Origin of the sequence: Pseudomonas sp. WS 5010 (assembly GCF_012985565.1) — a bacterium.
Classification (GTDB): domain Bacteria; phylum Pseudomonadota; class Gammaproteobacteria; order Pseudomonadales; family Pseudomonadaceae; genus Aquipseudomonas.
The window spans coordinates 1-26,310 of the sequence record NZ_JAAQWQ010000008.1 but is presented as its reverse complement, the minus strand read 5'-3'; the positions used below and the strand labels follow the sequence as shown (position 1 = coordinate 26,310).

Below are 26,310 nucleotides of genomic sequence, written 5' to 3'. Positions count from 1 at the left end.
CGGGCGGCGCTTTTTTAGATGTGGGGGCGTTTCCTTGGCAGTTAGTAATCTGGATATGCACGCATTGTTCGTGCTGGGTGATTTGCGCGCGAAGTTGGTTAAGCAGTTTCAGTCGCGGTTTGTTTACATCACGGAACAAACCCCGGAAGGCATTTACATTGCTGAAATCGATACCGAAACAGCGTTGGTGGTCGATGACAAACCTCGCCTGGAGCTCAAGGTCGGCGATCACTTTCGCGCCGCAGTCCTGCCCAGCCGTGAAGGTGGCAAGTTCGAGCTGAAGTTTCGCGATATCAAGTTGACGGTCTATGGCCTGGGTGACTACGCGTTTGTTTCCACGGCGCAGGGCGAGGGCATTGTGTTCAAGGAAGGTCACAGCGTGATGCTGGTGTTCGCCGCCAATGAACAACTGCAAGAAGGCCTGAGCAAGACCCTCAAGGCCGTGACCGGCAAGGCCGCCAAGTGGCGCAAGGGTGAACTGGTGACTTTCAAGGCCAGCGAGTAATAAGCGAGCGCACCGGCAATCGGTTGAACCTCTACTACAGTTGGGTGGACTTAATTATTCAGGGCTTTCGCATGACAGCAAAGCCATCCGCCATGGCTGTGTAAACGCGAGGTTCAAAGGCATGAAAGCAATACGAGCGCTGTTGGCAGCATCCCTTACCGCCGCGGGCCTGTCGATGGCGGCCGCACCGGTAGCGGCTGCCCAGGCGCCCATTCATTTTGCCGACCTGAATTGGGAAAGTGGCAGCCTGATCACCGAAGTACTGCGCTTTATTGTCGAGAAGGGCTACGACCTGCCCACCGATACCCTGCCCGGTACCACCATCACCCTGGAAACCGCCCTGGCCAAGAATGATATCCAGGTGATCGGCGAGGAATGGGCGGGCCGCAGCCCGGTGTGGGTCAAGGCTGAGGCTGAAGGCAAGGTGGTTGGCCTGGGCGATACCGTCAAGGGCGCGACCGAAGGCTGGTGGGTCCCGGAATACGTGATCAAGGGCGACCCGGACAAAGGGATCAAGCCACTGGCCCCTGAGCTGCGCAGCGTACAGGACCTGGCGCGCTATAAAGATGTGTTCAAGGACCCGGAGGCCCCCGGCAAGGGACGGTTCCTCAACAGCCCTATCGGCTGGACTTCGGAGGTGGTCAATAAGCAGAAGCTCAAGGCTTATGGCCTGGACGACAGCTACGTCAACTTTCGTAGCGGTTCGGGCGCGGCGCTGGATGCCGAGATAGCCTCGTCGATCCGCCGTGGCAAGCCAATCCTGTTTTACTACTGGTCGCCGACCCCACTGATGGGGCGCTACAAGTTGATCCAGTTGGAGGAACCTGCCTTCGACGCCGAGGCGTGGAAGACCCTGACGGATGCCGACAACCCCAACCCCAAGCCGACGCGTTCGTTGGCGTCCAAACTGAGCATTGGCGTGTCCACTCCGTTCCAGAAGGAATATCCGCAGATTGCCGGGTTCTTCGAAAAGGTCGAGTTTCCAATTGGACCGTTGAACGAAGCCCTGGCAACCATGAGCGAAAAGCACACCCCGCCGCGCGAAGTGGCACAGGCGTTTCTCAAAGAGCATCCGCAAGTGTGGAAGGCCTGGTTGACGGAGGATGTGGCTACAAAGGTCCAAGCCAGCCTGAAATAGCCACGCCGTCACTGCAAACGACGATCCAACTGTGGGAGCGGGCTTGCCCGCGATAGCGGTGTGTCAGTCAAGTATTTCTAACCTGATACACCGCCATCGCGGGCAAGCCCGCTTCCACAGTTTTGATTGCGCTCCCCTTAGAACTTGGTTTGCACCGCCAATTCAAAGGTACGCGGCGACCCCAGGTAATACGCCGGCGACACATGGGCAAACTGCGCATATACCTCGTTGGTCAGGTTACGCACCCGGCCCGTGACCGAGGTGTGTTGATCGACCTTGTAGGTCAGGAAAGTGCCAAACAAGGTGTACGCCGGCACGGTCAGGGTGTTGGCATTATCGGCGTACACCTGCGCCACATACCGCGCATCCACGCCACCTTGCCAGGCCGGGGCGATGTCATAAGTCAGCCACAGGTTGCCTACGCGCTTGGGCACGTTGGTCGGCGTGTTGCCCTTGCGCGATACCACTGCGCCGCTGGCGATTTTCTCGTTGAAATCATCGTATTGCGCATCGACCCAGGCGAAATTGCCTTCGGCCAACAGCCTGGGGGTAATGCGCAACGAGCTGGCCAGTTCGATGCCCTTGGACGACTGCGCACCCACCGCAATACTGCGGGTGGGGTCTTGTGGGTCGGTCACGGCAAAGTCCTTGCGCTCGATGTGGTAGGCGGCCACGGTGGCTGAACCGCGCCCGTCCAGGTAATCGAACTTGCTGCCCACTTCCCATTGCTTGCCGGTGGAGACATCAAACACCTGGGTGGTGCTGGTGGGCTGTTCGGCTGCGGTGCTGTATTGCACATAGACATTGGCCGCCGGGATGAACTGATAGGTCAGGCCCACGCGCCCGGTCACCGGCTCCCAACGGCGCTTGACGTTACCCAGGTTGTCGCGGTGGCTGGTCACGTCCAGGTCGATGGCGTCATAACGCAGGCCGCTCAGCAGCGACAGCTTGTCGGTCAGGCCCAGGCGGTTCTCGACAAACAGCGCCTTGGTCGTCACTTCGGTGGTCTTGTCCTTGATAAATCCCGGCTTGGTGCCTGGCAGGTCGTAGAAATGCCCCGGATCGTAGTGGTTGGGGTCCACTGCGTTCTTGGCCGACACGTTCAGCGGGCTGGCGGTGGTGCTGTTGACCTTGTATTCGAAACCGCCGGACCAGGTGCTGGCCAGGCCGAACACGCTGCTGTCATGGCGCAGCTCGAACTGGTTGCCGTCCTGCTCGCCCTGATGGCGCACCTGATAGGCCGTCGAACGGTTCACCAGGCTGTTATCGGCGTCGTACTGGTAGGTCTCCAGGTTGCGGTAGTCGCGCTGGCTGTCCAGGTGATAGAGGGTGTTGCGCAGGGTGGTGCTGTCGTTGATCCGGTAATCGATGATCGACCGGGCCCAGATCGTGCGTTGTTCGTAGCGGCCATCGGCGACGTTGTAGTTGTTGAAGCGGTTGTGCCTGTCGATTTTCAGCTCGCCGGCCTTGGGATTGAGCACCGGGGTGCCCCAGTATGGGCTGTCCTCGTGTTCGTCCTGGTACTCCAGGGCCAGGGTATGGGACAGGTTGGGCGTGAGGTCGCTGAGCAGGGAAAAGGCCACGCTCCAGGCATCGCGTTGCTGGCGGTCGATATGGGTATGGTTGGTGTTGCGGCTGACATCCAGGCGCGCGTAGTGCTGGACCTCGGCACCGGGCTCGGTCAGGGCGTGGTTGAGGCCCAGGGCGATGCCGGTGGTGTCGTAGCTGCCGTAGTTGATTTGGCCTTCGACGGCCTGCTCCTCGCGGGTGGCCAGCTTGGTCACGTAGTTCAGCGAGCCGCCCACGGAGCCGGCGCCGTTGATCAACGAGGAGGGACCGCCCACCAGCTCCACCCGGTTATAAATCCATGCGTCCACGGGCCGTGCCAGGCCACCGGCGACGTTGATGCCATTGAACATCTGGGTGATCTGGCTGCTGGTAAAGCCCCGATAGGAAATAAACCCGCCAAACCCCGGCGGCGCACTGGCGTTGACCCCAGGCAGGGTGTTGGCCGCATCCTGGAAGGTCTTGGCGCCACGGCGCTCGATATCGTTGCGGTCGGCGATGCTGACCGAGGCCGGGGTTTCCCGCACGCTCAGGCCCAGGCGCGAGGCCATGCCGCTGGATTGGTCCAGAGCCAGGCCCGGCTCGTTGGCGGCGGCGCCGTCGATGGTGGTGGGGGCCAGCTCAAGGGCCCAGGCGCAAAAAGGCAGGCAGCCGAACAGGCCCGCCAATAGAGGTAAATGTTTCATCGATAAATCCTGAAAAGCAGGGCTTGAAAGCAGCGCACAGCCGCCCGCGCTTCCCTGGGGAAGCCGCGCGGTGTGCGGATCAAAAAGCGCAGGTATCAGGCGTAGGCAGGCGGGGCGCGCGGATTAGCCGCAGGCCAGGTGAAGCGGGTGGGAATATCAGCGGTGAGTACCACCGCCGGCGGTGGCGCGTGAGGCTGGGGCAGTACCGCAACGTTAAGGCTGGAGTTGAGCGCCGGGCCCATGCCGCCGGTGGAACACAGCGGGCAACCGAAGGCCTTGGACAGCGTGGGTAGCGACTGATCGCCCGTGTTTACGGGGGCTGGCGCCTGGGTGCGGGGGTCTACGGTACAGAACTGGCCGCCAATGCCGTTGAGCTGCATGCCGACCATTTGCCCATGGCCAATACTGCAGGCGAACACGTTGAACAGGACGCAGCCATAGAGCATCCAGGCAATCAACGAGCGGTCGGCACGGGCGAGTTTCATGGGGCGGCACTTTATCACCAGACGACTAAATGCCTGCAAAAAATCTGAAAAGGACTATCCTCTTTCGCACTTTTCCAGGGGTATCCAACCATGAGCTTTGTCATTGCGAGGTGGGTCGTCGGGGTATTTGCGTTTATCAGCATGATCCATGTGTACTGGGCCGCAGGCGGCAAGCTGGGCAGCAGCGTAGCGATCCCGCAACTGCCCGGCGAATTCGCCAGCGGGCCACGGCCGGCGTTCAAGGCGTCGGCGCTGGGTACGTTCCTGGTGGCCGTGGGGCTGGTGCTGATTGCCGTGTTGGTGTGCCTGCGGGCGGGGCTGTTCTTCCAGCCAGTGGGGCATCAGGCCCTGCAATGGGGGATCAGCGCGATTGCCCTGATCATGTTTGGGCGGGCGATTGGTGATTCGGAGCTGGTGGGGTTTTTCAAGAAAGTCGGCGGGTCACGGTTCGCGCGGTTGGATACGTTTTTCTATTCGCCATTGTGCCTGGTGTTGGGGACGGGGTTGCTGGTCGTCGCCTGGACCTGACTGACGGTATGCAGGGCCAAATGTGGGAGCGGGCTTGTCGGATCGCCGCGAAGACGTCGGCCCAGCAAACATTGATGTTGACTGACCCACGGCCTTCGCGAGCAAGCCCGCTCCCACATTGTTTACCGCGTACATTCAGAGGGATCAGCTACCGCTGTCAGCCCTGCGGCTGCTGACCTCGGCAGGTACATTTTCCCCCGCCATGCGCTTGCGAAACAACGACGTGCGCGCCAGCAACAGGGTGGTTACCGGCACGGTGATCGACAGCAAAATCGGGATCAACCAGCCATGCAGCACCGGCCCGGACTTGAGGGTCGAGAAGTAGATAATCGACGCCAGCGCCACGCACCATGCGCCGAGGGTCGAAGCCAGCGCCGGTGGGTGCATGCGCTGGAAAAAATCCTTCATCCGCAACAGCCCGAGCGCACCAATCAACGCAAACAGGCTGCTGAGCAGCAGCAGGATCGCCACGATAATTTCCACCCACAGTGGCAGTTCACTGACATTGATCATTCGATCACCTCACCACGCAGCAGGAATTTGGCCAAGGCAAACGAGCCGACAAAGCCGAACAGCGCAATCAGCAGCGCCGCCTCGAAGTAGGTATCACTGGCATAGCGAATGCCCAGCACCAGCATCATCAGCATCGCCAGGATATACAGGTAGTCCAGGGCCAGGACCCGGTCCTGGGCCGAGGGGCCCTTGAACAGGCGCACCAGGGTCAGGACCATGGCCAGGGAAAACAGGAACAGGCTCAACAGGATCGCATTGGCGAGCAGGGCACTCATTCGAAGATCTCCATCAGGGGCCGTTCGTAGGCCTGCTTGAAGTGCTCGATAAACTGCACTTCGTCATCCAGGTCGAACACGTGCAGCAACAGGATGCTGCGGTCCAGGGCCAGTTCCGACCACACGGTGCCGGGGGTCACGCTGGTGATCATCGACAGCACCGCCAGGCCGTTGGCGTCACGCAGGTCCAGGGGGATTTTGACAAAACGCGAGCGCGGCGGCCGTGTGCCGCAGGTCAAGACGCCCCACGCCACGTGCAGGTTGGAGATGATCACATCGCGCCCGACCAGGAAAAACAGGCCAATGATCACCCCTGGGCGGCGGATACGCACCGGCAGTGGGCGCAGCGGCGCCATCATCAGCGGCGCGAGCAGGCCCAGGAGCGCCCCCAGCAGCAGGTTGCCGGGGCTGATCGACAGGTTCAGCACCAGCCACAGCACCCACAACGCCAATGACAGTAACGGGGCAGGGAACAGGCGCTTCATGGCTGCACCTCCACGGCGGCGGCCTGGGCTTGCGGGCTGAGCACCGGGCGCGTGGCCATGACGGCCATGACGTAGTGCTCGGGGTTGTTCAGGCTGGCGGCAGTGTCCTGGGTAAAGCGCATGAGCATTTCTGCCTTGAAGGTCAGGCCAATCGCCAGGCCAAGCAAGACGAAGATCGGGATGCACTCAAAGCGGCGCAGCAGCGGCGAGGGCCGCTCTTCTGGGGTCCAGAAGCGCTGGATGCCCAGGCGCGCAAAAGCGATCAGCGAGGCCAGGCCCGAGAATATCAACAACGCCACCAGGCCCCAGGCTGCCGGGCGAATCGGCGCATCCACGGCCTGGCCCAGGCCCAGCGGGTTGATCAGCGCGCTGAGCAGGCTGAGCTTGCCGATAAACCCCGACAGCGGCGGCATGCCGATGATCAGCAGGGCGCAGGCAATAAAGCTCAGGCCCAGGAACGCCATGGTCCACGGGATGACCTGGCCGACCACGGCCTTTTGCTCATCGTCCAGGTTGGTGCCCTTGGGCGGGTGCAGGGATTCGACTGGCCGTGGCAACACTTCGATTTCATCGTCCAGGGGCAGCTCGTTGGCCGAGCGCGAGCGTTCGACCAGTTCGGCCAGCAGGAACAGCGCGCTCAACGCCAGGGTCGAGCTGACCAGGTAGAACAGCGCGCCGGCCGTCAGGCTGGGCTGGGCGAAGCCTACCGCCGACAGCAGGATGCCCGCCGAGACCAGGATGCTCAGGCTGGCCATGCGCTCCAGGCGCTGGGCGGCGAGCATCGCCAGGGCGGCGCAGAGGATGGTGGCCATGCCGCCGTACACCAGCCAGTCGCCGCCAAACAGCGCCGAGGCGCCGGCTTGCCCGGAAAACAGTAGGGTCCACAGGCGCAACACGGTGTACACGCCGACCTTGGTCATGATCGCAAACATCGCCGCTACCGGCGCGCTGGCCGAGGAGTAGGCCGGCGCCAGCCAGAAGTTCAAAGGCCACATGCCGGCCTTGGCCAGGAACGCGGTGGCGAGGATCGCCGCGCCGGCATGCAGCAGGCCGCGATCGGCTTGCGGGACCAGCGGGATCTTGAGCGCCAGGTCAGCGAAATTCAGGGTGCCGGTGACCCCGTAGATCAGCGCCGCACCAATCAGGAACAGCGACGAAGCCAGCAGGTTGATCGAGATGTAATGCAGCCCCGACGACACCCGCGCCCGGCCCGAACCGTGCAGCATCAGGCCGTAGGACGCGGCCAGCAGCACCTCGAAGAACACGAACAGGTTGAACAGGTCGGCGGTGAGGAAGGCACCGTAGAGGCCCATCAACTGGATCTGGAACAGCGCATGGAAACTGGTGCCGGCGCGGTCCCAGCGGGCCATGGCGAACAGCAGGGCGCTGACGCCGATGATCCCGGTGAGCACCAGCATCAGGGCCGACAGTTGATCCACCACCAGCACGATGCCGAACGGCACCTGCCAGTTGCCCGGCAGGTAGACGCCGATGGAGGCGGGGCCGCCTTGTTGCGTCCAGTACAGCATCAACATCGCGATGCCCAGGCCGGTCATGCTCGACAGCAGGTTGATCTTGGCCTTGAGCGGGCGGTGTTTCTCGCCCAGCATCATCATCAACGCAGCGGTCAGCAACGGCAGCAGGATCGGCGCGATGATCAGTTGGTTCATCCAGCTCATTCCTTGGGCTCCCGGCCGTCCACATGGTCAGTGCCGGTCAGGCCCCGGGACGCCAGCAGCACCACCAGGAACAGCGCGGTCATGGCGAAGCTGATCACAATCGCCGTCAGCACCAGGGCCTGGGGCAGGGGATCGGTGTAATTGAGCAGGTCCTGGGGCACGCCGTCCTTGATGATCGGTTCCTTGCCGATAAACAGGCTGCCCATGCTGAAGATGAACAGGTTGACCCCATAGGACAACAGGCACAGGCCCATCACCACCTGGAACGTCCGTGGCCGCAGCACCAGCCAGACGCCGGAGGCCGCCAGGACCCCAATGGCAATTGCGATGACTTCTTCCATCAGGCAGCAGCTCCTTGTGGTGGCGTGGCGGCGGCTTTCGCCTGGTTGCCGGGTTTATGGGCCCGCACCGATTGGTGGCCAAGGGCGGTGAGCATCAGCAGGGTCGAGCCGACCACCATGGCGTACACACCCACGTCAAAAAACAGCGCGCTGGCGATATGGATGTCGCCCAGCACCGGCAAGCTGAGGTGCAGGGTGCTGGTGGTGAGGAACGGGTAGCCGAAGAACAGCGCGCCAAGCCCGGTCAGGGTTGCCGACAACAGTCCGAAGCCCATCCAGCGCATCGGCCGCAGGTTCATCTGCGCCTCGACCCACTGGGTGCCGGCGACCATGTATTGCAGGATAAACGCCACCGACATCACCAGCCCGGCGACAAAACCGCCGCCCGGCTGGTTGTGGCCGCGCATGAACAGGTAGAACGACACCACCAGGGCAATCGGCAGCAGCAGGCGCACCAGCACCGCGGGCACCATCATAAAGCCCAGGGCGGTGTCGCTGGCTTGGCGTGGGTTGACCAGGTCGGTGTCCACGTCCGGCGCCAACAGCCGCTGTTGCGCGGGCAGTTGCTCGCTTTCCTTGGGCGGGCGGAAGCGCCGTAGCAGCGCATACACCGTCAAGGCCACCGCGCCCAGCACGGTGATTTCGCCCAGGGTATCGAAACCCCGGAAGTCCACGAGCATCACATTCACCACATTGCTGCCGCCGCCTTCAGGCAGGGCGCGGCTGAGGTAGAACGAGGAAATATCGTTGGGGGTCTGGCGGGTGAGCATCGCATAGGACAACAGCGCCATGCCGCCACCGACCACGGTCGACAGCAGCAAGTCGCGCAAGCGGCGAATGCGCGCCTTGCGCAACGAACTGGGGAGTGGCGAGACCTCTTCGATCCGCCGTGGCAGCCAGCGCAGGCCCAGCAGGATCAATACCGTCGTCACCACCTCGACCACCAGTTGCGTCAGCGCCAGGTCCGGCGCGGAGAACCAGACAAAAGTCACGCAGGTCATCAGGCCGCACACGCTGACCATGGTCAGGGCCGCCAGCCGGTGGTACTTGGCTTGCCAGGCGGCGCCCAGGGCGCAGGCAATCGCCAGCAGCCACAGGGTGACGAACACGATGGAGCCAGGGATCTTCGGCCGGTCGCCCCAGCTCAGGCTGCTGCCCAGCATGGGGATCATCCCGGCGATCACCGCCACCAGCACCAGCAGGAACAATTGGGTTTGCAGGCGCTTGGTGCTGATGCGTTTCTCGACCTTGCGCACGCCACGCATCATCACCACCAGGCAGCGCTCGAACATGCGCTTGCCGTTGAAGTAGCTGATGATCGGCGGGTACTTGAAGCGCCCGCGCTTGAGTTGCTTGCGCAGCAGCAGGTACAGGACCACGCCGCCGGTCATGGCCACCAGGCTCATGATCATCGGGGCGTTCCAGCCGTGCCAGATCGCCAGGCTGTACTGGGGCAACACGCCGCCGACCACCGGCAGGGCGGCAGCGGCGAGGATCGAACCGACCACCTGGGCCGGGAAGATCCCCACCAGCAGGCAGGTAAACACCAGCAACTCGACCGGTGCGCGCATCCAGCGTGGCGGTTCGTGGGGCGTGTGCGGCAGGTCGGTGGCGGCCGGGCCGAAGAACACATCCACGGTGAAGCGCAAGGCATAGGCCACGCTGAAGGTGCCGGCGATGGTCGCGATCACCGGCAGGGCGATTTCCACCCACTGGGTCGAGGAGATGAATACCGTCTCGGCGAAGAACATTTCCTTGGACAGGAAGCCGTTGAGCAACGGCACCCCGGCCATGGAGGCGCTGGCGACCATGGCCAGGGTCGCGGTAAACGGGATCAGGCGCACCAGGCCGCTGAGCTTGCGGATATCGCGGGTGCCGCTTTCGTGGTCGATGATGCCCGCGGCCATGAACAGCGAGGCCTTGAACGTAGCGTGGTTGAGGATATGGAACACGGCGGCGACGGCGGCCAGCGGGCTGTTGAGGCCCAGCAGCAGGGTGATCAGGCCCAGGTGACTGATAGTGGAGTAGGCCAGCAGGCCCTTGAGATCGTTCTGGAACATCGCGCAATACGCGCCGAGCAACAGGGTCAGGGCGCCGGCACCGCCGACCATCCAGAACCACTCTTCGCTGCCCGACAACGAGGGCCACAGGCGGGCCAGCAGGAACACGCCGGCCTTCACCATCGTGGCCGAGTGCAGGTAGGCCGACACGGGTGTCGGTGCGGCCATGGCGTGGGGGAGCCAGAAGTGGAAGGGGAATTGCGCGCTTTTGCTCAGGGCACCGATCAGGATCAGCGTCAGCAGGATGGGGTAGAGGGAGTGGGCACGGATCTGGTCACCGGCGGCGAGCACCTGGTCCAGATCGTAACTGCCGACGACATGGCCGAGCAGCATGACCCCCGCCAGCAGGCACAACCCGCCTGCACCGGTGACCATCAGCGCCATATAGGCCCCCCGGCGCGCATCGGAGCGGTGGTGCCAATAGCCGATCAACAGGAACGAGAACAGGCTGGTCAGTTCCCAGAAAAACACGATCTGGATCAGGTTGCCGGAGATCACCAACCCGAGCATCGCGCCCATGAACGCCAGAAAAAACGCGAAGAAACGCGGCACCGGATCATCCGGCGACATGTAATAGCGGGCGTACAAAGACACCAGGCTACCGATGCCCAGTACCAGCATCGAGAACAGCCAGGCAAAGCCATCCATGCGCAACACGAAGTCCAGGCCCAGGCTGGGCAGCCAGGAAAATTCTTCGTGGATCACGCCACCGTCGGCGATCTGGGGGTAGAGCAGGGCGACTTGTACGGTACCGACCAGAGCCACAAGGCCGGCCAGCAGGGATTCAGTATTACGTGCGTTATGCGGCAGCAAGGCCGCCAGACAGCTGCCGATGAAAGGCAGAAGCAGTAGAACTATCAGGGACATAGGCTTCTAATCTGCGGTGGTTTGGGATGCATCATACGTGCCGGAAACCGGATTACCAAACGGCAACCTGTGGCAGGATCCTACAAGATGGACCGAAAACCCCTATCTGTCGCGCTGTAGGAGCCGGCTCCTATAGGGAAACGGGCTTTTGCTCCCGCGTCTTTATCTCGCTGACAATCACCGCCGCCACAATCAACACCGCGCCGAGCATGGCAATCGGCGGGAAACGCTCGCCGGCAATCCGCCCGATTATCCCGGCCCACACCGGTTCACCGGCATAGATCAGGGTGGCGCGGGTGGGCGAGACGCTTTTCTGCGCCCAGTTCATCGCCAGTTGAATCACCGCGCTGGTCAGGCCCAGGCCCACGGCGCTGAACAGCAGTACCCAGGAAAAGTCCGGCAATGCCTCGCCCGTGGGCACTACCAGCAGGAACGACAGCAACGAGGCGGTGGCCAGTTGCACCACGGTCACCCGGCGCACATCCACCTGGCCGGCATAGGCGCTGATCAGGATGATTTCGGCGGCAATTGCGATAGCACCGATCAAAGTGGCGATTTCGCCGGGGCTGAAATTCAACGATGCGCCGGCCGGTCCGGTCAAAAGCATCAGGCCGGCGAAGGCCAGCATGATGCCAATGCTCGGCATCAACCCCGGGCGCCGTCCCAGCACCAGCCATTGCAGCAGCGGTACAAAGGGCACGTAGAGCGCGGTGATAAACGCCGACTGGCTGCTGAGGATGGTCTGCAGGCCAATGGTTTGCAGGCCGTAGCCAAACATGATCGCGGTGCCGATAAACACGCCGGCCTTGAGCTCAAAACGTGTCAGGCCACGCAGGTTGCGCAGGGAAAACAAGCCGACCACCAGTGCCGCCGCGGCAAAGCGCAAGCCGACGAAGAACATCGGCCCGCTGACGGTCATGGCATGTTGCACCAGGATAAACGTGCCGCCCCAGATCATGGTGATCAGCACCAGCACGCATTCGGCTTTGCTGAAGCGGGAAAACAATGGGGAGGCGGTCGAGGTGGTCATGGCGGCTCTGGTCTTGCACAGGAAGGGCGCGGAACGCACAATGCGCCGCAGCTGGGCAGTATACTGCGCAACCCCACCGAGTGAGCAATATAGTGCACAAAGAAAATCCGCAACGGGCCTCGGTCCTGCAGCACGTCAGCCAGAACGTTCGACGCCTGCGCCACGCGGCCGAACTGAGCCAGACAGCCCTGGCAGAAAAGTCCGGGGTCAGCCGCCGCATGCTGGTGGCCATCGAGGCGGGTGAAAAGAACGTCAGCCTGTCCACCCTCGACCGCGTGGCCGAAGCCCTGGACGTGGCCTTCAGCGACCTGATCCAGGCCCCCGACGCCCGTGACCACAGCCGCATCAACGAACTGGCCTGGGCCGGTGAGATCGATGGCAGCAAGGCCGTATTGCTGGCCAAGGCCACCGCCCGGCGTGAGGTGGAGCTATGGGAATGGCGCCTGGAACCGGGCGATCGCTATTGCCCGGACCCAGACCTGGAAGGCTGGAGCGAGCAGTTGTTCGTGTTCGAGGGCAGCCTGACCCTGGTAGTGGATGACGTCGAAACCACCATCGCCGCCGGCGAGTTCTTTATGTTTCCCAGCCACCAGCCCCATGCCTATCGCAATGAGGGCCCAGTGGCGGTGCGCTTTATCCGCAACGTGGTGATCTAGATCCACACATCATTCTGCTGGGTCCGCTCGCCGCCCTGATTGCCGGTGTTCAACACGCCGCAGGGTTCGACCAGCAGCAACTTCACCTCGCCGTCGGCATACGGTTTGTGCTCGACGCCCCTGGGCACCACAAACATCTCGCCGGTGCCGATCTGTACCGCGCCATCGCGAAAATCAATGCGCAGCGCGCCTTCGAGGACGATAAAGGTCTCGTCGGTGTCCGCGTGGCTGTGCCAGATAAAATCCCCCTCGATCTTCACCACCTTGAATTGGTAGTCGTTCATCTGCGCGATGACCTTGGGTGTCCATTGCTCGCTGAACAGGCTGTATTTTTGCGCAAAGTTGATGGCGGTGTAGGAGGGCATGGCAGTCATCTCTGGTGATCGAAGCCTGACATTAAGTGCCACGTGAGAACGGGTATTGAATGATCGTGCGATTGCCAGGCTAAAAGAAACGTTATATTGTATCTTTTGAGATCGATTCTCAAGTGTTGCCGGGCTTGAGGTCGATACGTTTATTTTCGGCTCAAGGGATTGCAGATGAACCAGTTGCACGGGGTAGCTCCAGGGTTTTCGACGTTGTTGGCAGTAGGCCTGATGTCCTCGCTCACCGGCTTGCCCGCCGTCGCGGCGCTGGAACGTGAAGAGTCGGTCACCGAGCTTGAAGCCACGCGGGTCAGTGCGCCGCTGAACAAGGCCCTGGAAGTCAACGCCGGTGGCTTCGGCGCCAAGGACGCCATGGAGATCCCCCTGGCCATCCAGAGCTACTCCAGCAAGACCATCGCCGACAGCTCCGCGCGCACCGCCGTGGATGTGCTGAGCCTCGACCCTTCGGTGCTCAGTTCGTCGGGCGGCAGCGGCTTTGACAACTTCCGCCTGCGCGGCTTTGCCATGGACAACTTCAACACCATCCGCCGCGATGGCCTGACCCTGGCCCCGCACCACGACGTGCCCCTGGAAAACGTTGAGCGCATCGACGTGCTCAAGGGCCCGTCGGGTTTCCTCTACGGCTTCAACTCGCCGGGCGGCACCATCAACTACATCCTCAAGCGCCCGACCCTGGAGCCGCTGCTCAATGTCAGCGTGCAAGGCTCCTCGTTGCTCGGCCGCTACGTGGCGATTGATACCAGCGATTCGTTCAACGATGGCGCCTTTGGCTATCGCCTGAATGCCGGCTACGAGAAAAACGGCGACTTCGATCATGCCCGCGACATGGAGCGCAAGTTTATCGGCCTGGCCACCGACTTGCGTCTGAGCGATCGCGCACTGTTGCAACTGAATGCCGACTGGTCGCGCAAGTCCACGGTCTCCGACCCGTTGCTGCGTGCCGACCAGAGTGGTCGCGCCAACCCGCTGGACCCGTCCAGCTATGTGCTGCCGCCCAAGGTCAATCGCCGCGATCTGTTGACCGGCTCCTGGTTCCGTCACCAGACCGAAGGCGCCAACCTCGATGCCAAGTTCGAGTACGAACTGGACGACAACTGGACCTCCGTGACCCAGGGCAACTACTCGCGGGTCGAGCGCCACGGCGGCTATAACGACCTGTTCGGGATCAAGCCCAACGGCGATATCGGCTCGGCCGACTTTTACGTGTCCCGTGGCGAAGTGTTCAGCACCTGGTCGCTGCAGTCGTACCTGGCCGGCAAGTTCGCCACCGGCAACATCTATCATGACGTGTTCTTCGGCACCGGCTACAAGCAGTTCAAGGACGTCAGCCCGTTCTGGGATTCGGTGGACAGCGGCACTCCCGGCATCGGCATCGGCGATGTATCGGTGGGCAATATCCGCCACCCGGTCAATCCGCCCAAGTGGCATTTCGGCCCGGAACGGCCCACCGATTTTGTGTCTTCCATCAAGGAAACCTCGGTCTTTGCCAGCGACCTGATTTCCCTCACCGAGCAATTCCAGGTGATGCTCGGCGGGCGTTATATCTGGTACCGCGCGGATCAACTCTCGGCCATCGCACCTTCGCAAAGCCATGACGTATTCGTGCCCAGCGCTGCGCTGATCTACCGGCCCTGGGACAGCGTGATGACTTACGTCAGCTACTCCAAAGGCTTTGAAAAGGGCGACTACGCCCCCTATAACGCGACCAACGCCAACCAGCCCACCGACGCCATCGAGTCCCAGCAATACGAGGTGGGCCTGAAGCTGGACCTCAATGATCGCCTGAACCTGGGCCTGGCGGTGTTCGATATCCGGCGCAAGGCCAGTTACCTGAACACCAGCAACACTTATGTGAGCAACGGTGAATTCCACCACCGTGGCGCCGAGCTGACCCTGTCCAACCGCGTCACTAATGCCCTGACTCTAAGCGCCAACGCCGCCTACCTGGCCACGCGCATGGAAGATGTGGATGACGTCACCGTGGACGGCAAACGCACCGAAAGCGTGCCCAAGTGGAAAGGCGCGGTCGGTGCCTTGTACACCGTGGCCGCTGTGCCCGGCCTGTCGTTGGACAGCACCGTCAGCTACGTCGGCAGCCGCCCGGTGGATGCGCAGAACAGCGGCTACATCCCCAGCTACACCTTGCTCGACGCCGGTATCAGCTACCGCTCGAAACTGGCGGATACCCCGGTGACCTACCGCCTGCACGGCAAGAACCTGACCAACAAGTACTACTACGCCAGCGCCTATTACCAGGGCGGGCTGGATGTGGGGCGCGAGCGCGAAGTGTTCCTGTCGGCCAAGTTCGAGTTCTAGAACCATGACGTATTCCAGCTCATTGCCCGGCCTGCGCCACCTGTGGGTCGAGCGCCTGCTTGAGCGGCACGCGGGTACCTTGACCGAGTTGGTCGATGGCCTTGGCTCGCCGCTGCACTTGCTGTGCCCGCAGGTATTTCACGCCAATGTCGAAGCCTTCCAGCACAGCTTTACCCAGGCCCAGGTGCGCGGCAGCCTGTTGTTTGCCAAAAAGGCCAACAAGGCCAACTGCTTCACCCAGGCCTGCGCGCAATGTGCGATTGGCTTGGATGTGGCCAGCGTCGGCGAGCTGCAAAAGGCCCTGGCGGGCGGGGTGGCCGGCCGTGAGATCGGCGTGTCCGGGCCGCGTAAAAGCGATCAATTGCTTGGGTTGAGTTTGAGTCACCAGTGCCTGCTGGCGGTGGATTCGCTGGAGGAGTTGCTGCGTATCCAGCAATTGGCGTTATCCCTGCGCCAACGGGCGCGCCTGTTGTTGCGCTATTGCCCTGCCAGCCAGCCCCACAGCCGCTTCGGCCTCAATCCACGGGAGTGTGACCAGGCCCTGGTGTTTTGCCGCAAGCATGTGGCGAACCTGGATCTGCAAGGCTTTTCCTTTCACCTTGGTGGCTATGACACCGCGCAGCGTGCGCACGTCGCCAGCCACTTGGTCGACCTGTGCCAGGCCAGTGAGCTGGACAACTGCCGCACGGTCAACCTGGGCGGTGGCTTTGCCGTGCGCTATGTCGACCCGGCGCAGTGGCAGGCGTTTATGGCCGAGGACTGCGCCGAGCGCTACCACAGCGACAAGGGCTTCGCCGGCTTCTATCCCTATGGTGCGCCACGCGCCGGCGCCGAGGCCCTTGACGATGTCCTCGCCACGCCCGTGGGCCCCGGCCTGAGCCTGGCGCAAAAGGTCATCGAACAGGGCGTGCGGCTGATCATCGAACCCGGCCGCGCCTTGCTCGACCAGGCCGGTATCAGCGTGTTCCGCGTGCAGGGCGTCAAGGACCGCACGGCCTGCGACGGCTATGCCCAGGTCACCGTGCAGGGCAGCAGCTTCAACCTCTCCGAGCAGTGGTTCAACAGCGAATTCTTGCCCGACCCGCTGCTGGTGCCGGCCTCGCCACGGTCGCGGTCGCCTTTTGTCGCGTGTATTGGCGGGTCCACCTGCCTGGAGTCGGACATGCTGACCTGGCGCAAAGTCGCCTTCGACTACCCGATCCAGGCGGGTGACTTGCTTATCTACCTCAATACCGCCGGCTATCAGATGGACTCCAACGAGTCGCCGTTTCACGAAGCGCCATTGCCACACAAAGTGGTGCTGGAGCTGCGCAACCCCTACCTGCGCTGGAAGCTGGACAGCCTGGCTTGAGCGCATTCAACAAGGAGCCCCGAGTGAACAGTTTGAATAAACCCGCAGCCCCCGCCGACCTATGGGTGCTGCCCCAGGCTGCGCTCGAAGACCTGGGGGTGAGTTACCGTGAAGTGCTGCAGGTGGTCGAGCAGGCGTACAAGGCCTTGCGCAGCGGCGACTCGCAGAACCCGCTCAAGACCATTGTCGAACCTGCGGACCGCCACTCCATCAGCTACTCGATGGTCGGCCGCGATGGCGCCAGCCACACCGTGGGCTTCAAGGTGGTCTACGAGCATGACCCGCAGCGCGCTCGCGACGCCTATCAGTTCCACTCGTTTATCTTCCTGTGTGATGACCGCACCGGCCGCCCGATTGCCTTGATGGACGTGGTCAAGCTCGGCCCGCTGCGCACCTCGGCCACCTCGGCGCTGATGGCCCGGGCCGCCTGCCCGGATGCCCGCAGTGCCCTGGTGGTCGGTACCGGCGTGCAGGGCCAGGTGGCGTTGCCCATGTTGCTCGCGGCCATGCCGGACCTGGAGCGTTTGTATGTCTACGGGCACTACGCCGAGGGCCTGCGCGCGGTGCAGGACAACCTGCGCAAACACTACCCGCTGCGCGACGTGATCGTGGTCGATGACCTGCCGGCGGCGGCGGGCGAGGCCGATATCATCCTTGGCGTGGCCGGGCTTTCGGCACGCCAGCAAGTGCAGCGGGCGTGGCTCAAGCCGGGCGCCGTGGCGGTGCTGGTCGGCTATGGCATCGACGCCGACGTGCTGCACGGCGCCGATTACCTAATCGCCACCGACACCGCGCAGATGCAAGTCACCAGCGCCGACCTGGCCGCCGCCGACGGCAGCCTGCCCGAGGTAGACGCCGAACTGCCGGACATTCTCCTGGGCCTGGCGCCCGCACGTCGCGATCCAAGCGATGTGGTGTTCGCTTACAACAGCGGCATGGTGGTGACCGACGTCGCCCTCGGCCGCCTGATGGCCGACCGCGCCCTGGCGCAGAACCGTGGGCAGAGGGTCCAACTATGGTCGGCCTGACTGCCGCACAACCCGGCGCCTGGCGCGCCGACAGCCGGGCCCTGCTGTTGCTGGCGTTGCCGCTGATCCTGACCAACCTGGCCTACGTGGCCCTGACCACCATCGACATCGTGGTGCTCGGCATGCTGGGTGCCAAGGAGCTGGCCGCCGGTGGCCTGGCCATCGCGCTGTTCAACCAGTTGCGCACCACCGGCACTGGCCTGGTCACCGGCGTCAGCAACCTGGTGGCCCAGGCCAATGCCCAGGGCGATGAAGCCCAGGTGCGGGCGCTGTTGGTGGCGGGGCTGTTCTGGGCGACCGTCAGTGGCCTGGTGTTTATGGGGGTGTTGCTGGGGTTGCGCCAGCCGCTGACCTGGCTGGGCCAGGATGCCAGCGTGGTGGCCAATGCCATGGATTTCCTGCTGATCATTGCTCCCGGCCTGCTGCCTTGCCTGTGGTTCCAGGCGCTGCGCCACTTTACCGTGGGCCTGAAATTCCCCGGGCCGTTGCTGGCGATCACCCTGGTGTCGATCTTCCTCACGGCGGCGCTGAACTACGTGCTGGTGTTCGGCAAGTTCGGCGTCCCGGCCTACGGGCTGGCGGGGGTGGCGATCACCAGCGCCGTGGTGTTCCTGCTGTCGTTCCTGATGTTCTTCGCGGTGGTACTGACCCATCGGCGCCTGGCCGGTTACTTCAAGCTTTCGCACTTGAGTTTTTCGCCGGCGGCGATCAAGGCGGTGTGGAAGCTCGGGCTGCCGATTGCCGGGACCTATGCCAGCGAGGCCGGGTTTTTCAGTGTGCTGACCCTGCTGATCGGCACCCTGGGCATGGAAGCGCTGGCGGCGCAGACCGTGCTCAACCAGATCATCTACATCGTGTTCATGTTTTCGGCGGGTATCTCCCATGCCGCCTCGATCCACATCAGCGACGCCTGCGGCACCGGGCAGTATCAACGCGCGCGGCAGCTGGGGCGCCTGGGCCTGGGGCTGGGGCTGCTAGTCATGCTGCTGTTTGCCATTCCCTACGCACTGCTGCCCGAACAGGTGATCGGCCTGTTCATCAGTACCGAACACGCCAACAACCTGGATGCGGTGCGTCTGGCGACCACCGGTTTGTTGATCGCCATCGTCCTGCAGGTGTTCGACGCCAGCCAGAACATCGGCAACGGCATCCTGCGCGGCATCGGCGATACGGCGGGGCCACTGCGCATTTCCCTGTTCGGCTACTGGTTGGTGGGGCTGCCCGCTGCCTGGTTACTGGGCATTGTCAGCCCCTACGGGATCTTTGGCGTGTGGGCCGGTTTGGCGATAGGCCTGGCGGCCACGGCGTTGCTGCTGATTGTTTCGTTTGAACGCCAACTCAACGCGCTGGATCGCGCGGGCGCTATCGCACTGTCATGACCAGGAGGTGTTCCATGCATCAAGACAACCCCGCACAGCGCATCGAGGCGCTGGTGCGGCCCAGTGTGCGGCGCTTGCCCCTGTATGACCCGGGCGCCGACCCACGCCAGATGGGTACGCCAATGGTGACGAAGCTGTCCAACTGCGAAAACCCGCTGGGCATGTCGCCGGCTGCCGCGGCCATGCTCGCACGCCAGGGCGGGGCAGGGCTGGAGCGCTACCCCGACCCCACTGGCCGGGCGCTGCGCCACCTGATCGGCGGCCAGTTGGATGTGGATCCGGCCAGGATCATCCTCGGCAATGGCTCGGAAAATATCCTCGAGCTGTTGTGCCTGGCGCTGCTCGATCCCCAGGACCGGGTGGTCACCCAGCAACCCTGCTTCAGCTTGCATGAAAGCCTGCCGTTGATGATGGGCGCGACGCTGGACAAGGTGCCGCTCAACCCGGATTTCAGCTTCAACCTGCACGCCTGGGCCACGGCCCTCAAGGAACCGGCGAAGCTGTTGATGCTGAGCACCCCCTGCAACCCGGTGGGCACCGCGCTGTCCAGCGCTGAGCTGACGGCACTGATCTCCGCCGCCCATCCCGACACCTTGTTGGTGATCGACGAGGCGTACTTCGAATTCGTCGAGCAGGGCGCCGATGCCCTGGCGATCCTCGGTGCGCAGTCGCGGCCGTGGATCGTCCTGCGCACATTCTCCAAGGCGTATGGGCTGGCGGGGCTGCGGATCGGCTATGGCATTGCCTCGCACCCAAGCCTGATCGATGCGCTGCACCGGGTGCGCACGCCATACAACGTCAATCAACTGGCCCAGGAGGCCGCCAAGGCTGCCTGGCTCGATCAGGAACACGTGGCGCGCAGTCGAGAATTTGTCGCCATCGAGCGCCAGCGGCTGACCGAAGGGTTGCAGGCGGCGGGGTTTCGCGTGGCACCGTCCCAGGCCAATTTCCTGTTTATCGACACCGCGTGCAACGCCCTGGAAGTGGTCGACGAACTGCTCAAGGACGGGATCATCGTCAAGGCCTGGCGCGAGCCGGGGTACACCGGTTTTATCCGCGTGTCCCTGGGCCTGGCCCAACAAAACCAGGCGTTTCTCGCCAGCCTGCAACGCGCCGTCGCGGCCCTGGCCGGGTAAGCGCCGAGCCGGTTTTTCATACTGCCCAGAGGTTGTCATGATCAAGACTTGCCTGTCCGAACTGATCGGCGATACGCCGCTGCTCAAATTGTGCGTCACCGAAAACGGCAGTTGCGTGCTGCTCAAGCTGGAACAATTCAACCCCACCGGTACCGCCAAGATCCGCATGGCCCGGCAAATGCTCGACGAGGCGCAGGCCAGCGGGCAGCTCAAGCCGGGTGGGCGGATTGTCGAGTCGACCTCAGGCAACACCGGGTTGGGCCTGGCGCTGCTGGCCGCCGAGCGCGGCTATCGCTTCACCGCCGTGGTCGACGAACACGCCAGCCCCGACAAACTGCGGGCGATGCAAGCCTTTGGTGCGCAACTGGTGCGGGTCGGCGACCCCGGTGGCGGGCTGGCCACCGCCGACCGCGATGCCACCGCCGAGCGTATCGCCACGGAGCAGGGCGCCTACTGGACCCGCCAGCATCACAACCCGGCCAATGCCAACGGCTACACGCAACTGGCCGCGGAACTGCGTGCGGTGCTCGGCGCTGAAATCCACTACCTGGTGGGCGCCGTGGGCACCGGCGGCTCGCTGTGCGGCACCGCGCGTGCGTTGAAACGCCATGCCCACGGCCTGCAAGTGATCGGTGTCGAGCCCTGCGGCTCAGTGATCTTCGGCGGCCCCGGGGCGCCGTATCACCAGTCCGGCACCGGCACCCCGGAGGGCGCGGAAATCGGTGCCGTGGTCGACTACGAACTGATTGATAAAGGCCTCACCGTCAGTGATGCCCAGGCCTTTGAAACCGCACGCTACCTGGCACGGCATTACGGCCTGCTGCTTGGCGGCTCGGCAGGTGGAGTGGTCTACCAGGCCCTGCGCGAGGCGCGGCACGCGCCGGCCCACAGCGTGATCGTGGCACTGGTGTGCGATGGCGGCGAAAAGTACCTCGACACCGTGTTCAACGACCAATGGATGGCCGACCGGCAACTGCTGGCGCCGCAGGTGCATCGCGAACTGGGACAGTGGTTGGGCGCGCAGCCCTTGCTCAAGCAGCAGGCCTAGCGGCTTGCCTGGGGCGCCACCCTTCGCTACTGTGGCGCCCCGCCCGCGTGAGCCCCGCCATGAGTGACACCACTGTCGAACTGATCCAGACCGGCCCTGAACAGGCCGAACTGATCTGCAATCTCTACCAGTTCTATGCCTATGAATCCTCGGATTGGGAGCAAGAGGACGTCGAACAGGACGGCCGCTTCTACATCCATGAAGAACACCTGTCGCGCTACTGGCAAGACCCGCAATGGAGCGCCAATCTGCTGCTGGTGGATGGCTACATCGCCGGTTTCCTGTTGATCGAGCGCAGCGAACTGCCGGGGATCAACGCCCTGGAACTGGCTGACCTGTTTATCTTGAAACGCTATCGGCGCAAGGGCATAGGCCGAGCACTGGCCACCCAGGTATTGACCAGCGGCGAGGCCGACTGGCTGGTGCGCTTTTATGACCAGGACGAGGTGTCCCAGGCGTTCTGGCGCAGCGTACTGGATAACCTGCCGCGCCCGGTGCAGGCCATTGAGCTGGATGACGAGCCGCAACTGCTGAGCTTTTTGGTGACCCGGGCGATGGTTCACTGACCGTGGCCTTGTGTGTGGGCTTGTGTGGGAGCGGGCTTGCTCGCGAAAGCGGTGGGTCAGTCAACATCAATGTTTGCTGGGCCGACGTCTTCGCGGCGATCCGACAAGCCCGCTCCCACAGAGGGTCTGTGTTTGTTTGAACTACCGCTGATTTACTTCGGTTGAACGCTTGGGCGGCTATGCTGGTCAACTGACCTTCAATGTCGACGCAAAGAGGTGACCGCAATGGCCAAGACTTACAGCTACGCCGCCCGTGACGCCAAGGATGCCCTCAAGCCCTATACCTTCGAGCGCCGCGCCCCCGGGGCCGACGATGTACAGATCGATATCCTCTATTGCGGGGTCTGCCACTCCGACCTGCACACCGTGCGCAATGAGTGGCACAACACGCTCTATCCGTCGGTGCCGGGCCATGAAATCGTCGGCCGGGTGACGGCGGTGGGGGCGAATGTCAGCCGCTTCAAGGTCGGCGACCTGGCCGGCGTCGGCTGCATGGTCGACAGCTGCCAGCACTGTGAATCCTGCGCCGAAGGCGAGGAGCAGTACTGCGAGAACGGTTTTACCGGCACCTACAACGGTCCGGTGTTTGGCGGCGAAAACACCTTTGGCGGCTATTCGGACAACATCGTGGTCAAGGAGCAGTTCGTCCTGCGCATCTCCCACGACGAGGCGCAATTGGCGGCCGTGGCACCGCTGTTGTGTGCCGGCATCACCACCTATTCGCCGCTGCACCACTGGAAGGTCGGCCCTGGGCAGAAAGTCGGCGTGGTCGGCCTTGGCGGCCTGGGCCATATGGCGGTGAAGATCGCCCATGCCATGGGCGCCCATGTGGTGTTGTTCACCACCTCGCCCAACAAACGCGAAGACGGCCTGCGCCTGGGGGCCGACGAAGTGGTGGTGTCGAAGAACCCCGACGAAATGGCCAAGGTCGCCAATAGCCTGGACTTCATCCTCAACACCGTGGCCGCGCCCCACGACCTGGATGTGTTCCTCAACCTGCTCAAGCGCGACGGCACCATGACCCTGGTGGGCGCGCCGGACAGCCCACACCCATCGCCCTCGGTGTTCAACCTGATCTTCAAGCGCCGCAGCCTGGCGGGGTCATTGATTGGCGGCATCCAGGAGACCCAGGACATGCTGGACTTCTGCGCCCGGCACGGGATCGTTTCGCAGATTGAGATGATTGATATCCAGGCCATCAACGAATCCTATGAGCGCATGCTCAAGGGTGATGTGAAGTATCGCTTTGTGATCGACATGGATAGCCTCAAGCGCGAGATCCAGGCGGTCTGATGGGGGGGCGGGGTTTGGGTACATATCCGTTGCTGCGGTCATGGCGGCTATTGGTTCCGCCCTTACGGCGGGTCACTTTTGGAAAAGAGCCCGGAGTGCCGGCCCAGCCAAAAGTAACCAAAAGGGCTCTTGCCCCACCACTCGGCACCTCGCCTAGGCTCGGTGTGCCCGTCATCCGACATTGATTTGGGGGGCCGCCGCGATGGGCCATCCCTGGCCCAGCGCGGCTAACCCGGCGTCCTGCCGGGTTACCCCCCCAAATCAATATCGGATGACGGCCAGCGTGGTTTAACGGGGCGCCTTCACAAGCTAAGCGAGGCGGCCTGACAGCCGACCTGATCATCGAAGCGTACGCGTCCCCCTGTAGGAGCGGGCTTGCCTGCGATGACGGCAGGTCTGCCAACAGATTCATCGACTGATACACCGCTATCGCAGGCAAGCCAGCTCCTACAGGGGCATGCCGAGCCTAGGCGAGGCACCGAGTGGTGGGGCAGGAGCCCTTTTGGTGGACTTTTGGCTGGGCCGGCACTCCGGGCTCTTTTCCGAAAGTGACCCGCCGTAAGGGCGGAACCCTAAGTGGCCATGACCGCAGCAACGGATATGTACCCAAACCCAGCCCCCACAAGTTTTTTTGGGTAATCAACGGGTGCTATACGGCAACAGAAACACCACGCCAAGCCCCGCCAGCGACATCAAGCCAAACCACGCCACCGGCCCCATGGCCCAGCCCCAACCCAGTACGCTGACGGCAAGACTCGCCGCCAGCATCCCCCAGCCCAGCACTCGCAGGCCACGTCGCAGCATCGGCGAGGGCAGGCGCCGCATGAGTTGCTGGTAATGGCGCTCCAACCCAAGGCACAACCCCACCATCCCCGCGCAGGCCAGTAATAACGCGACTATCAACACCATCTCAATTGACCTGCGCCACGGCGTGCTTGGCCACGCGCCGTGCGCTGCGTTCCTTGGGCGCCTGGTACAGCTTCCAGCACGGCCAGGCCAGCAGCAGGCCGAGGCCCACGGTGGTCAATTCCAGGTAGACGTAATCACCCAGGTTTTGCCCCAGCAGATTCAGGGCCGGCAGAGTGATACACAGGGCGGCGGCCAAGCCCAGTTGCTCGCGCCAGGCACTGCGCCAGGGGCGGACAATCGCGTGGCCCAGACTCAGCAGCCACACCAGGAAAAATACCCGCACCTCCCAGCCACCGCGTTGGGCCAGTTCCACCGGCAGTAAGCGGTTGGCCCACAGCAAGGCCACGCACGCCACTATCAGCCCGGCCACCACCGCCACATTCAGCCGCTCGGCGATGTGGTAGAGCAGGGCGCCGACCGCGCCTTCGCCATCGTGGCGCCGGCGGCGCTTGACGGTAAACAGCACCACGCCGGTCGCCAGCATCGCGCAACTGGCCAGGCCGCAGACAAAGTACAACCAGCGCATGGAATAGCCGCCAAACTGCGCAAAGTGCAGGCCGGCCATGACCTTTTGGGTCAGCAGGCTGGGCCGACTGACCGCCGGCTGGCGCAGGACTTCACCGCTGACCCCGTCAAACAGCATGCTCTGGCCCTTGGTCAACTCGATGCGGTTGCCCAGCACCGGGCGCGCCTCGATCCGTGCGTCGCTGCGTCCGGGATTGTGGATCGACAAGCTGGACACCGGCCCCATGGCGCGCTCGGCCTCGGCCAGCACCGGGCCAAGCGCTGTCAGTTCGGCGGCCTCGCTGTGCTTGGGGCGTTCGCCGCGTACCTGGTGCTCGGCGGGCGCGCCACGCAAGGCGCGGAAGAGGTTGTCGCGGTCGCCGTCAAACAGCGCGTCCACCGCCGCCGGCATGTAGATCAGGTAGAAAATCACCAGCCCGGTGTAGGTAATCATCAAGTGAAAGGGCAACACCAGCACTGCAGTGGCGTTGTGCGCATCCAGCCATGAACGCTGGCCCTTGGCCGGGCGGAAGGTGAAGAATTCCTTGAAGAATTTCTTGTGGATCACGATTCCGCTGAGCAATGCCACCAGCATCGCGATTGCAGCCAGGCCGACCGTCCAGATCCCCAGGTCGCGCGGCAGGTTTAGCGTGAAGTGGAAGCGGAAGAAGAACCCGCCCCCAGCGGTTTCGCGCACGGCCAGCGGCTCGCCGGTGTGCGGGTCGAGCGCGGTGCCGCCGCCACGCCGTTGTTCGCCGGCCGATACGGTCAGGGTGTCGGAGCGTTCGCCGGGCAGGCCGATGTTCCAGGTGCGCGCCTCGGGATGCTGGCGCGCCAGATAGCCGAGGGCCTGTTGCGCAGCAGCGCTTTGCGACAGGGTGGCGGTGGGGATTTCCGGGCGCATCCAGCCGTCGATTTCCTTGTCGAACACCGCCAGGGTGCCGGTGAGGAAGATTGCAAACAGCAGCCAGCCGAACACCAGCCCGCTCCAGGTATGCAGCCAGGCCATGGCCTGGGTCAGGGTCTTGTGTTTCATCCCAGGACCTCACGCCATTGGGGCCAGAAGCCGATGGCGGCCAAGGGCAGCGCCAGGGCCATTCCGGCCCACGCGCGCCAGGCGTTGCGGCAGGCGAAGGCCCAGAGGATCGCCAGGGTGTAGATCAGGAACGAGGGCAGGCTGGCGACCACCAGGGCATCTACCTTGTCCATGGGCAACAGGCGCGCCAGGGCGGCGGTAAACGCATAGGTAAACAGGTAGCCGCCGATCAGCGCGGCGACCATCCGCGAGAGTGTCGGCCAGGCAGGGGATTTGCTTTTCATGGGGACTCATCAGAATCAGGTCAGCAACGAATATCCCCTGTAGGAGCCGGCTTGCCGGCGATGAGGCCTTTGAGCCTTGTGCTGACTTATCAGCCGCCATCGCCGGCAAGCCGGCTCCTACAGAGGGCGACCATGTAGTGGTCAACTAATCCCGGACACGACGTTAAGTTTTTTCTCGGCCTGAGCCGGGGCCAGCCCATTATTGAACTGATGCGGTCTAATCCAGTTGTACCGATGCATCAGGTAATAGCTGATGTCGC

The 26,310-nt window shown here is 63.2% G+C and carries 25 protein-coding genes; 12 read left to right on the top strand and 13 right to left on the bottom strand.

The genetic code is table 11. The features are described from left to right. Nucleotides 1-55: 55 nt before the first annotated feature. Nucleotides 56-505: a hypothetical protein gene (locus HBO11_RS24505; RefSeq protein ID WP_057439059.1), complete on the top strand. Its 450-nt coding sequence runs from the start codon at nucleotides 56-58 to the stop codon at nucleotides 503-505. Nucleotides 506-626: 121 nt separating this feature from the next. After that, nucleotides 627-1,643: an ABC transporter substrate-binding protein gene (locus HBO11_RS24500; RefSeq protein ID WP_169954721.1), complete on the top strand. Its 1,017-nt coding sequence runs from the start codon at nucleotides 627-629 to the stop codon at nucleotides 1,641-1,643. A 137-nt stretch (nucleotides 1,644-1,780) separates the two neighbouring features. On the opposite strand, the gene HBO11_RS24495 is transcribed toward HBO11_RS24500, so the two are convergent. Both HBO11_RS24495 and HBO11_RS24490 read right to left on the bottom strand, forming a co-directional pair. Beyond that, nucleotides 1,781-3,895, bottom strand: a complete 2,115-nt coding sequence (locus tag HBO11_RS24495; protein WP_169954720.1) for a TonB-dependent receptor — start codon at nucleotides 3,893-3,895, stop codon at nucleotides 1,781-1,783. A gap of 95 nt (nucleotides 3,896-3,990) precedes the next feature. Then, nucleotides 3,991-4,380, bottom strand: a complete 390-nt coding sequence (locus HBO11_RS24490) for a DUF2946 domain-containing protein (RefSeq protein WP_169954719.1) — start codon at nucleotides 4,378-4,380, stop codon at nucleotides 3,991-3,993. Nucleotides 4,381-4,470: 90 nt separating this feature from the next. Here HBO11_RS24490 and HBO11_RS24485 point away from each other — a divergent pair, with 90 nt between their 5' ends. Further along, entirely contained in the window at nucleotides 4,471-4,908 is a 438-nt protein-coding gene (locus HBO11_RS24485) for a DUF3995 domain-containing protein (protein WP_169954718.1), read from the top strand. A gap of 144 nt (nucleotides 4,909-5,052) precedes the next feature. Here HBO11_RS24485 and HBO11_RS24480 read toward each other — a convergent pair whose 3' ends face one another. The 7 genes from HBO11_RS24480 to HBO11_RS24450 all read right to left on the bottom strand — a co-directional run bounded on the left by HBO11_RS24480 (nucleotide 5,053) and on the right by HBO11_RS24450 (nucleotide 12,158). After that, nucleotides 5,053-5,421: a Na+/H+ antiporter subunit G gene (locus HBO11_RS24480; protein WP_169954717.1), complete on the bottom strand. Its 369-nt coding sequence runs from the start codon at nucleotides 5,419-5,421 to the stop codon at nucleotides 5,053-5,055. Next, nucleotides 5,418-5,696, bottom strand: a complete 279-nt coding sequence (locus HBO11_RS24475) for a K+/H+ antiporter subunit F (protein WP_038440496.1) — start codon at nucleotides 5,694-5,696, stop codon at nucleotides 5,418-5,420. The genes HBO11_RS24480 and HBO11_RS24475 overlap by 4 nt, the downstream gene beginning before the upstream one ends. Next, on the bottom strand, nucleotides 5,693-6,181 hold the full coding sequence (locus HBO11_RS24470) for a Na+/H+ antiporter subunit E (protein WP_169954716.1): 489 nt from the start codon (nucleotides 6,179-6,181) through the stop codon (nucleotides 5,693-5,695). Before HBO11_RS24470 ends, HBO11_RS24475 begins: the two co-directional genes overlap by 4 nt. Beyond that, entirely contained in the window at nucleotides 6,178-7,860 is a 1,683-nt protein-coding gene (locus tag HBO11_RS24465; protein ID WP_169954715.1) for a monovalent cation/H+ antiporter subunit D, read from the bottom strand. Before HBO11_RS24465 ends, HBO11_RS24470 begins: the two co-directional genes overlap by 4 nt. Further along, complete coding sequence (locus HBO11_RS24460) at nucleotides 7,857-8,201, bottom strand: Na+/H+ antiporter subunit C (protein ID WP_005789164.1); 345 nt, start codon at nucleotides 8,199-8,201, stop codon at nucleotides 7,857-7,859. The genes HBO11_RS24465 and HBO11_RS24460 overlap by 4 nt, the downstream gene beginning before the upstream one ends. Continuing rightward, a complete protein-coding gene (locus tag HBO11_RS24455) occupies nucleotides 8,201-11,128 on the bottom strand; it encodes a monovalent cation/H+ antiporter subunit A (RefSeq protein ID WP_169954714.1) in 2,928 nt (975 codons plus the stop codon). Before HBO11_RS24455 ends, HBO11_RS24460 begins: the two co-directional genes overlap by 1 nt. A gap of 130 nt (nucleotides 11,129-11,258) precedes the next feature. Next, nucleotides 11,259-12,158 carry a DMT family transporter gene (locus HBO11_RS24450; RefSeq protein WP_169954713.1) on the bottom strand — a complete coding sequence of 300 codons (900 nt, stop codon included), beginning with the start codon at nucleotides 12,156-12,158 and terminating at the stop codon, nucleotides 11,259-11,261. 92 nt (nucleotides 12,159-12,250) lie between these two features. Between HBO11_RS24450 and HBO11_RS24445 the strand changes: the two genes are divergently transcribed. Continuing rightward, entirely contained in the window at nucleotides 12,251-12,814 is a 564-nt protein-coding gene (locus HBO11_RS24445) for an XRE family transcriptional regulator (protein ID WP_169954712.1), read from the top strand. Here the strand turns inward: HBO11_RS24445 and HBO11_RS24440 are convergent. Next, the gene (locus HBO11_RS24440; RefSeq protein ID WP_169954798.1) at nucleotides 12,811-13,179 is read right to left on the bottom strand and encodes a cupin domain-containing protein; all 369 of its coding nucleotides are present in this window, start codon (nucleotides 13,177-13,179) and stop codon (nucleotides 12,811-12,813) included. The genes HBO11_RS24445 and HBO11_RS24440 overlap by 4 nt on opposite strands. Before the next feature lie 174 nt (nucleotides 13,180-13,353). Here HBO11_RS24440 and HBO11_RS24435 point away from each other — a divergent pair, with 174 nt between their 5' ends. The 8 genes from HBO11_RS24435 to HBO11_RS24400 all read left to right on the top strand — a co-directional run bounded on the left by HBO11_RS24435 (nucleotide 13,354) and on the right by HBO11_RS24400 (nucleotide 23,317). Beyond that, on the top strand, nucleotides 13,354-15,516 hold the full coding sequence (locus HBO11_RS24435) for a TonB-dependent siderophore receptor (protein WP_169954711.1): 2,163 nt from the start codon (nucleotides 13,354-13,356) through the stop codon (nucleotides 15,514-15,516). A 4-nt stretch (nucleotides 15,517-15,520) separates the two neighbouring features. Beyond that, nucleotides 15,521-16,867, top strand: coding sequence for an alanine racemase (locus tag HBO11_RS24430; RefSeq protein ID WP_169954710.1), 1,347 nt, complete (start codon nucleotides 15,521-15,523; stop codon nucleotides 16,865-16,867). A 23-nt stretch (nucleotides 16,868-16,890) separates the two neighbouring features. After that, the gene (locus HBO11_RS24425) at nucleotides 16,891-17,895 is read left to right on the top strand and encodes a hypothetical protein (protein ID WP_222931753.1); all 1,005 of its coding nucleotides are present in this window, start codon (nucleotides 16,891-16,893) and stop codon (nucleotides 17,893-17,895) included. Next, complete coding sequence (locus HBO11_RS24420; protein WP_169954709.1) at nucleotides 17,883-19,274, top strand: MATE family efflux transporter; 1,392 nt, start codon at nucleotides 17,883-17,885, stop codon at nucleotides 19,272-19,274. The genes HBO11_RS24425 and HBO11_RS24420 overlap by 13 nt, the downstream gene beginning before the upstream one ends. A 14-nt stretch (nucleotides 19,275-19,288) precedes the next feature. Further along, nucleotides 19,289-20,410, top strand: coding sequence for a histidinol-phosphate transaminase (gene hisC, locus HBO11_RS24415; RefSeq protein WP_262381112.1), 1,122 nt, complete (start codon nucleotides 19,289-19,291; stop codon nucleotides 20,408-20,410). A gap of 37 nt (nucleotides 20,411-20,447) precedes the next feature. Continuing rightward, nucleotides 20,448-21,458, top strand: coding sequence for a cysteine synthase family protein (locus HBO11_RS24410; RefSeq protein WP_169954707.1), 1,011 nt, complete (start codon nucleotides 20,448-20,450; stop codon nucleotides 21,456-21,458). A 59-nt stretch (nucleotides 21,459-21,517) separates the two neighbouring features. After that, on the top strand, nucleotides 21,518-22,024 hold the full coding sequence (locus HBO11_RS24405; RefSeq protein WP_169954706.1) for a GNAT family N-acetyltransferase: 507 nt from the start codon (nucleotides 21,518-21,520) through the stop codon (nucleotides 22,022-22,024). Nucleotides 22,025-22,249: 225 nt separating this feature from the next. Continuing rightward, a complete protein-coding gene (locus tag HBO11_RS24400; protein WP_169954705.1) occupies nucleotides 22,250-23,317 on the top strand; it encodes an NAD(P)-dependent alcohol dehydrogenase in 1,068 nt (355 codons plus the stop codon). A gap of 639 nt (nucleotides 23,318-23,956) precedes the next feature. On the opposite strand, the gene HBO11_RS24395 is transcribed toward HBO11_RS24400, so the two are convergent. Genes HBO11_RS24395 through HBO11_RS24385 form a run of 3 tightly spaced genes read right to left on the bottom strand, consistent with a single transcriptional unit; the run spans nucleotide 23,957 to nucleotide 26,050 of the window. Continuing rightward, the gene (locus tag HBO11_RS24395) at nucleotides 23,957-24,226 is read right to left on the bottom strand and encodes a DUF3325 domain-containing protein (protein ID WP_169957351.1); all 270 of its coding nucleotides are present in this window, start codon (nucleotides 24,224-24,226) and stop codon (nucleotides 23,957-23,959) included. A gap of 1 nt (nucleotide 24,227) precedes the next feature. Beyond that, the gene (locus tag HBO11_RS24390) at nucleotides 24,228-25,766 is read right to left on the bottom strand and encodes a PepSY-associated TM helix domain-containing protein (RefSeq protein WP_169957353.1); all 1,539 of its coding nucleotides are present in this window, start codon (nucleotides 25,764-25,766) and stop codon (nucleotides 24,228-24,230) included. After that, nucleotides 25,763-26,050: a DUF3649 domain-containing protein gene (locus tag HBO11_RS24385; protein WP_169957354.1), complete on the bottom strand. Its 288-nt coding sequence runs from the start codon at nucleotides 26,048-26,050 to the stop codon at nucleotides 25,763-25,765. Before HBO11_RS24385 ends, HBO11_RS24390 begins: the two co-directional genes overlap by 4 nt. Between the last annotated feature and the right edge of the window lie 260 nt (nucleotides 26,051-26,310).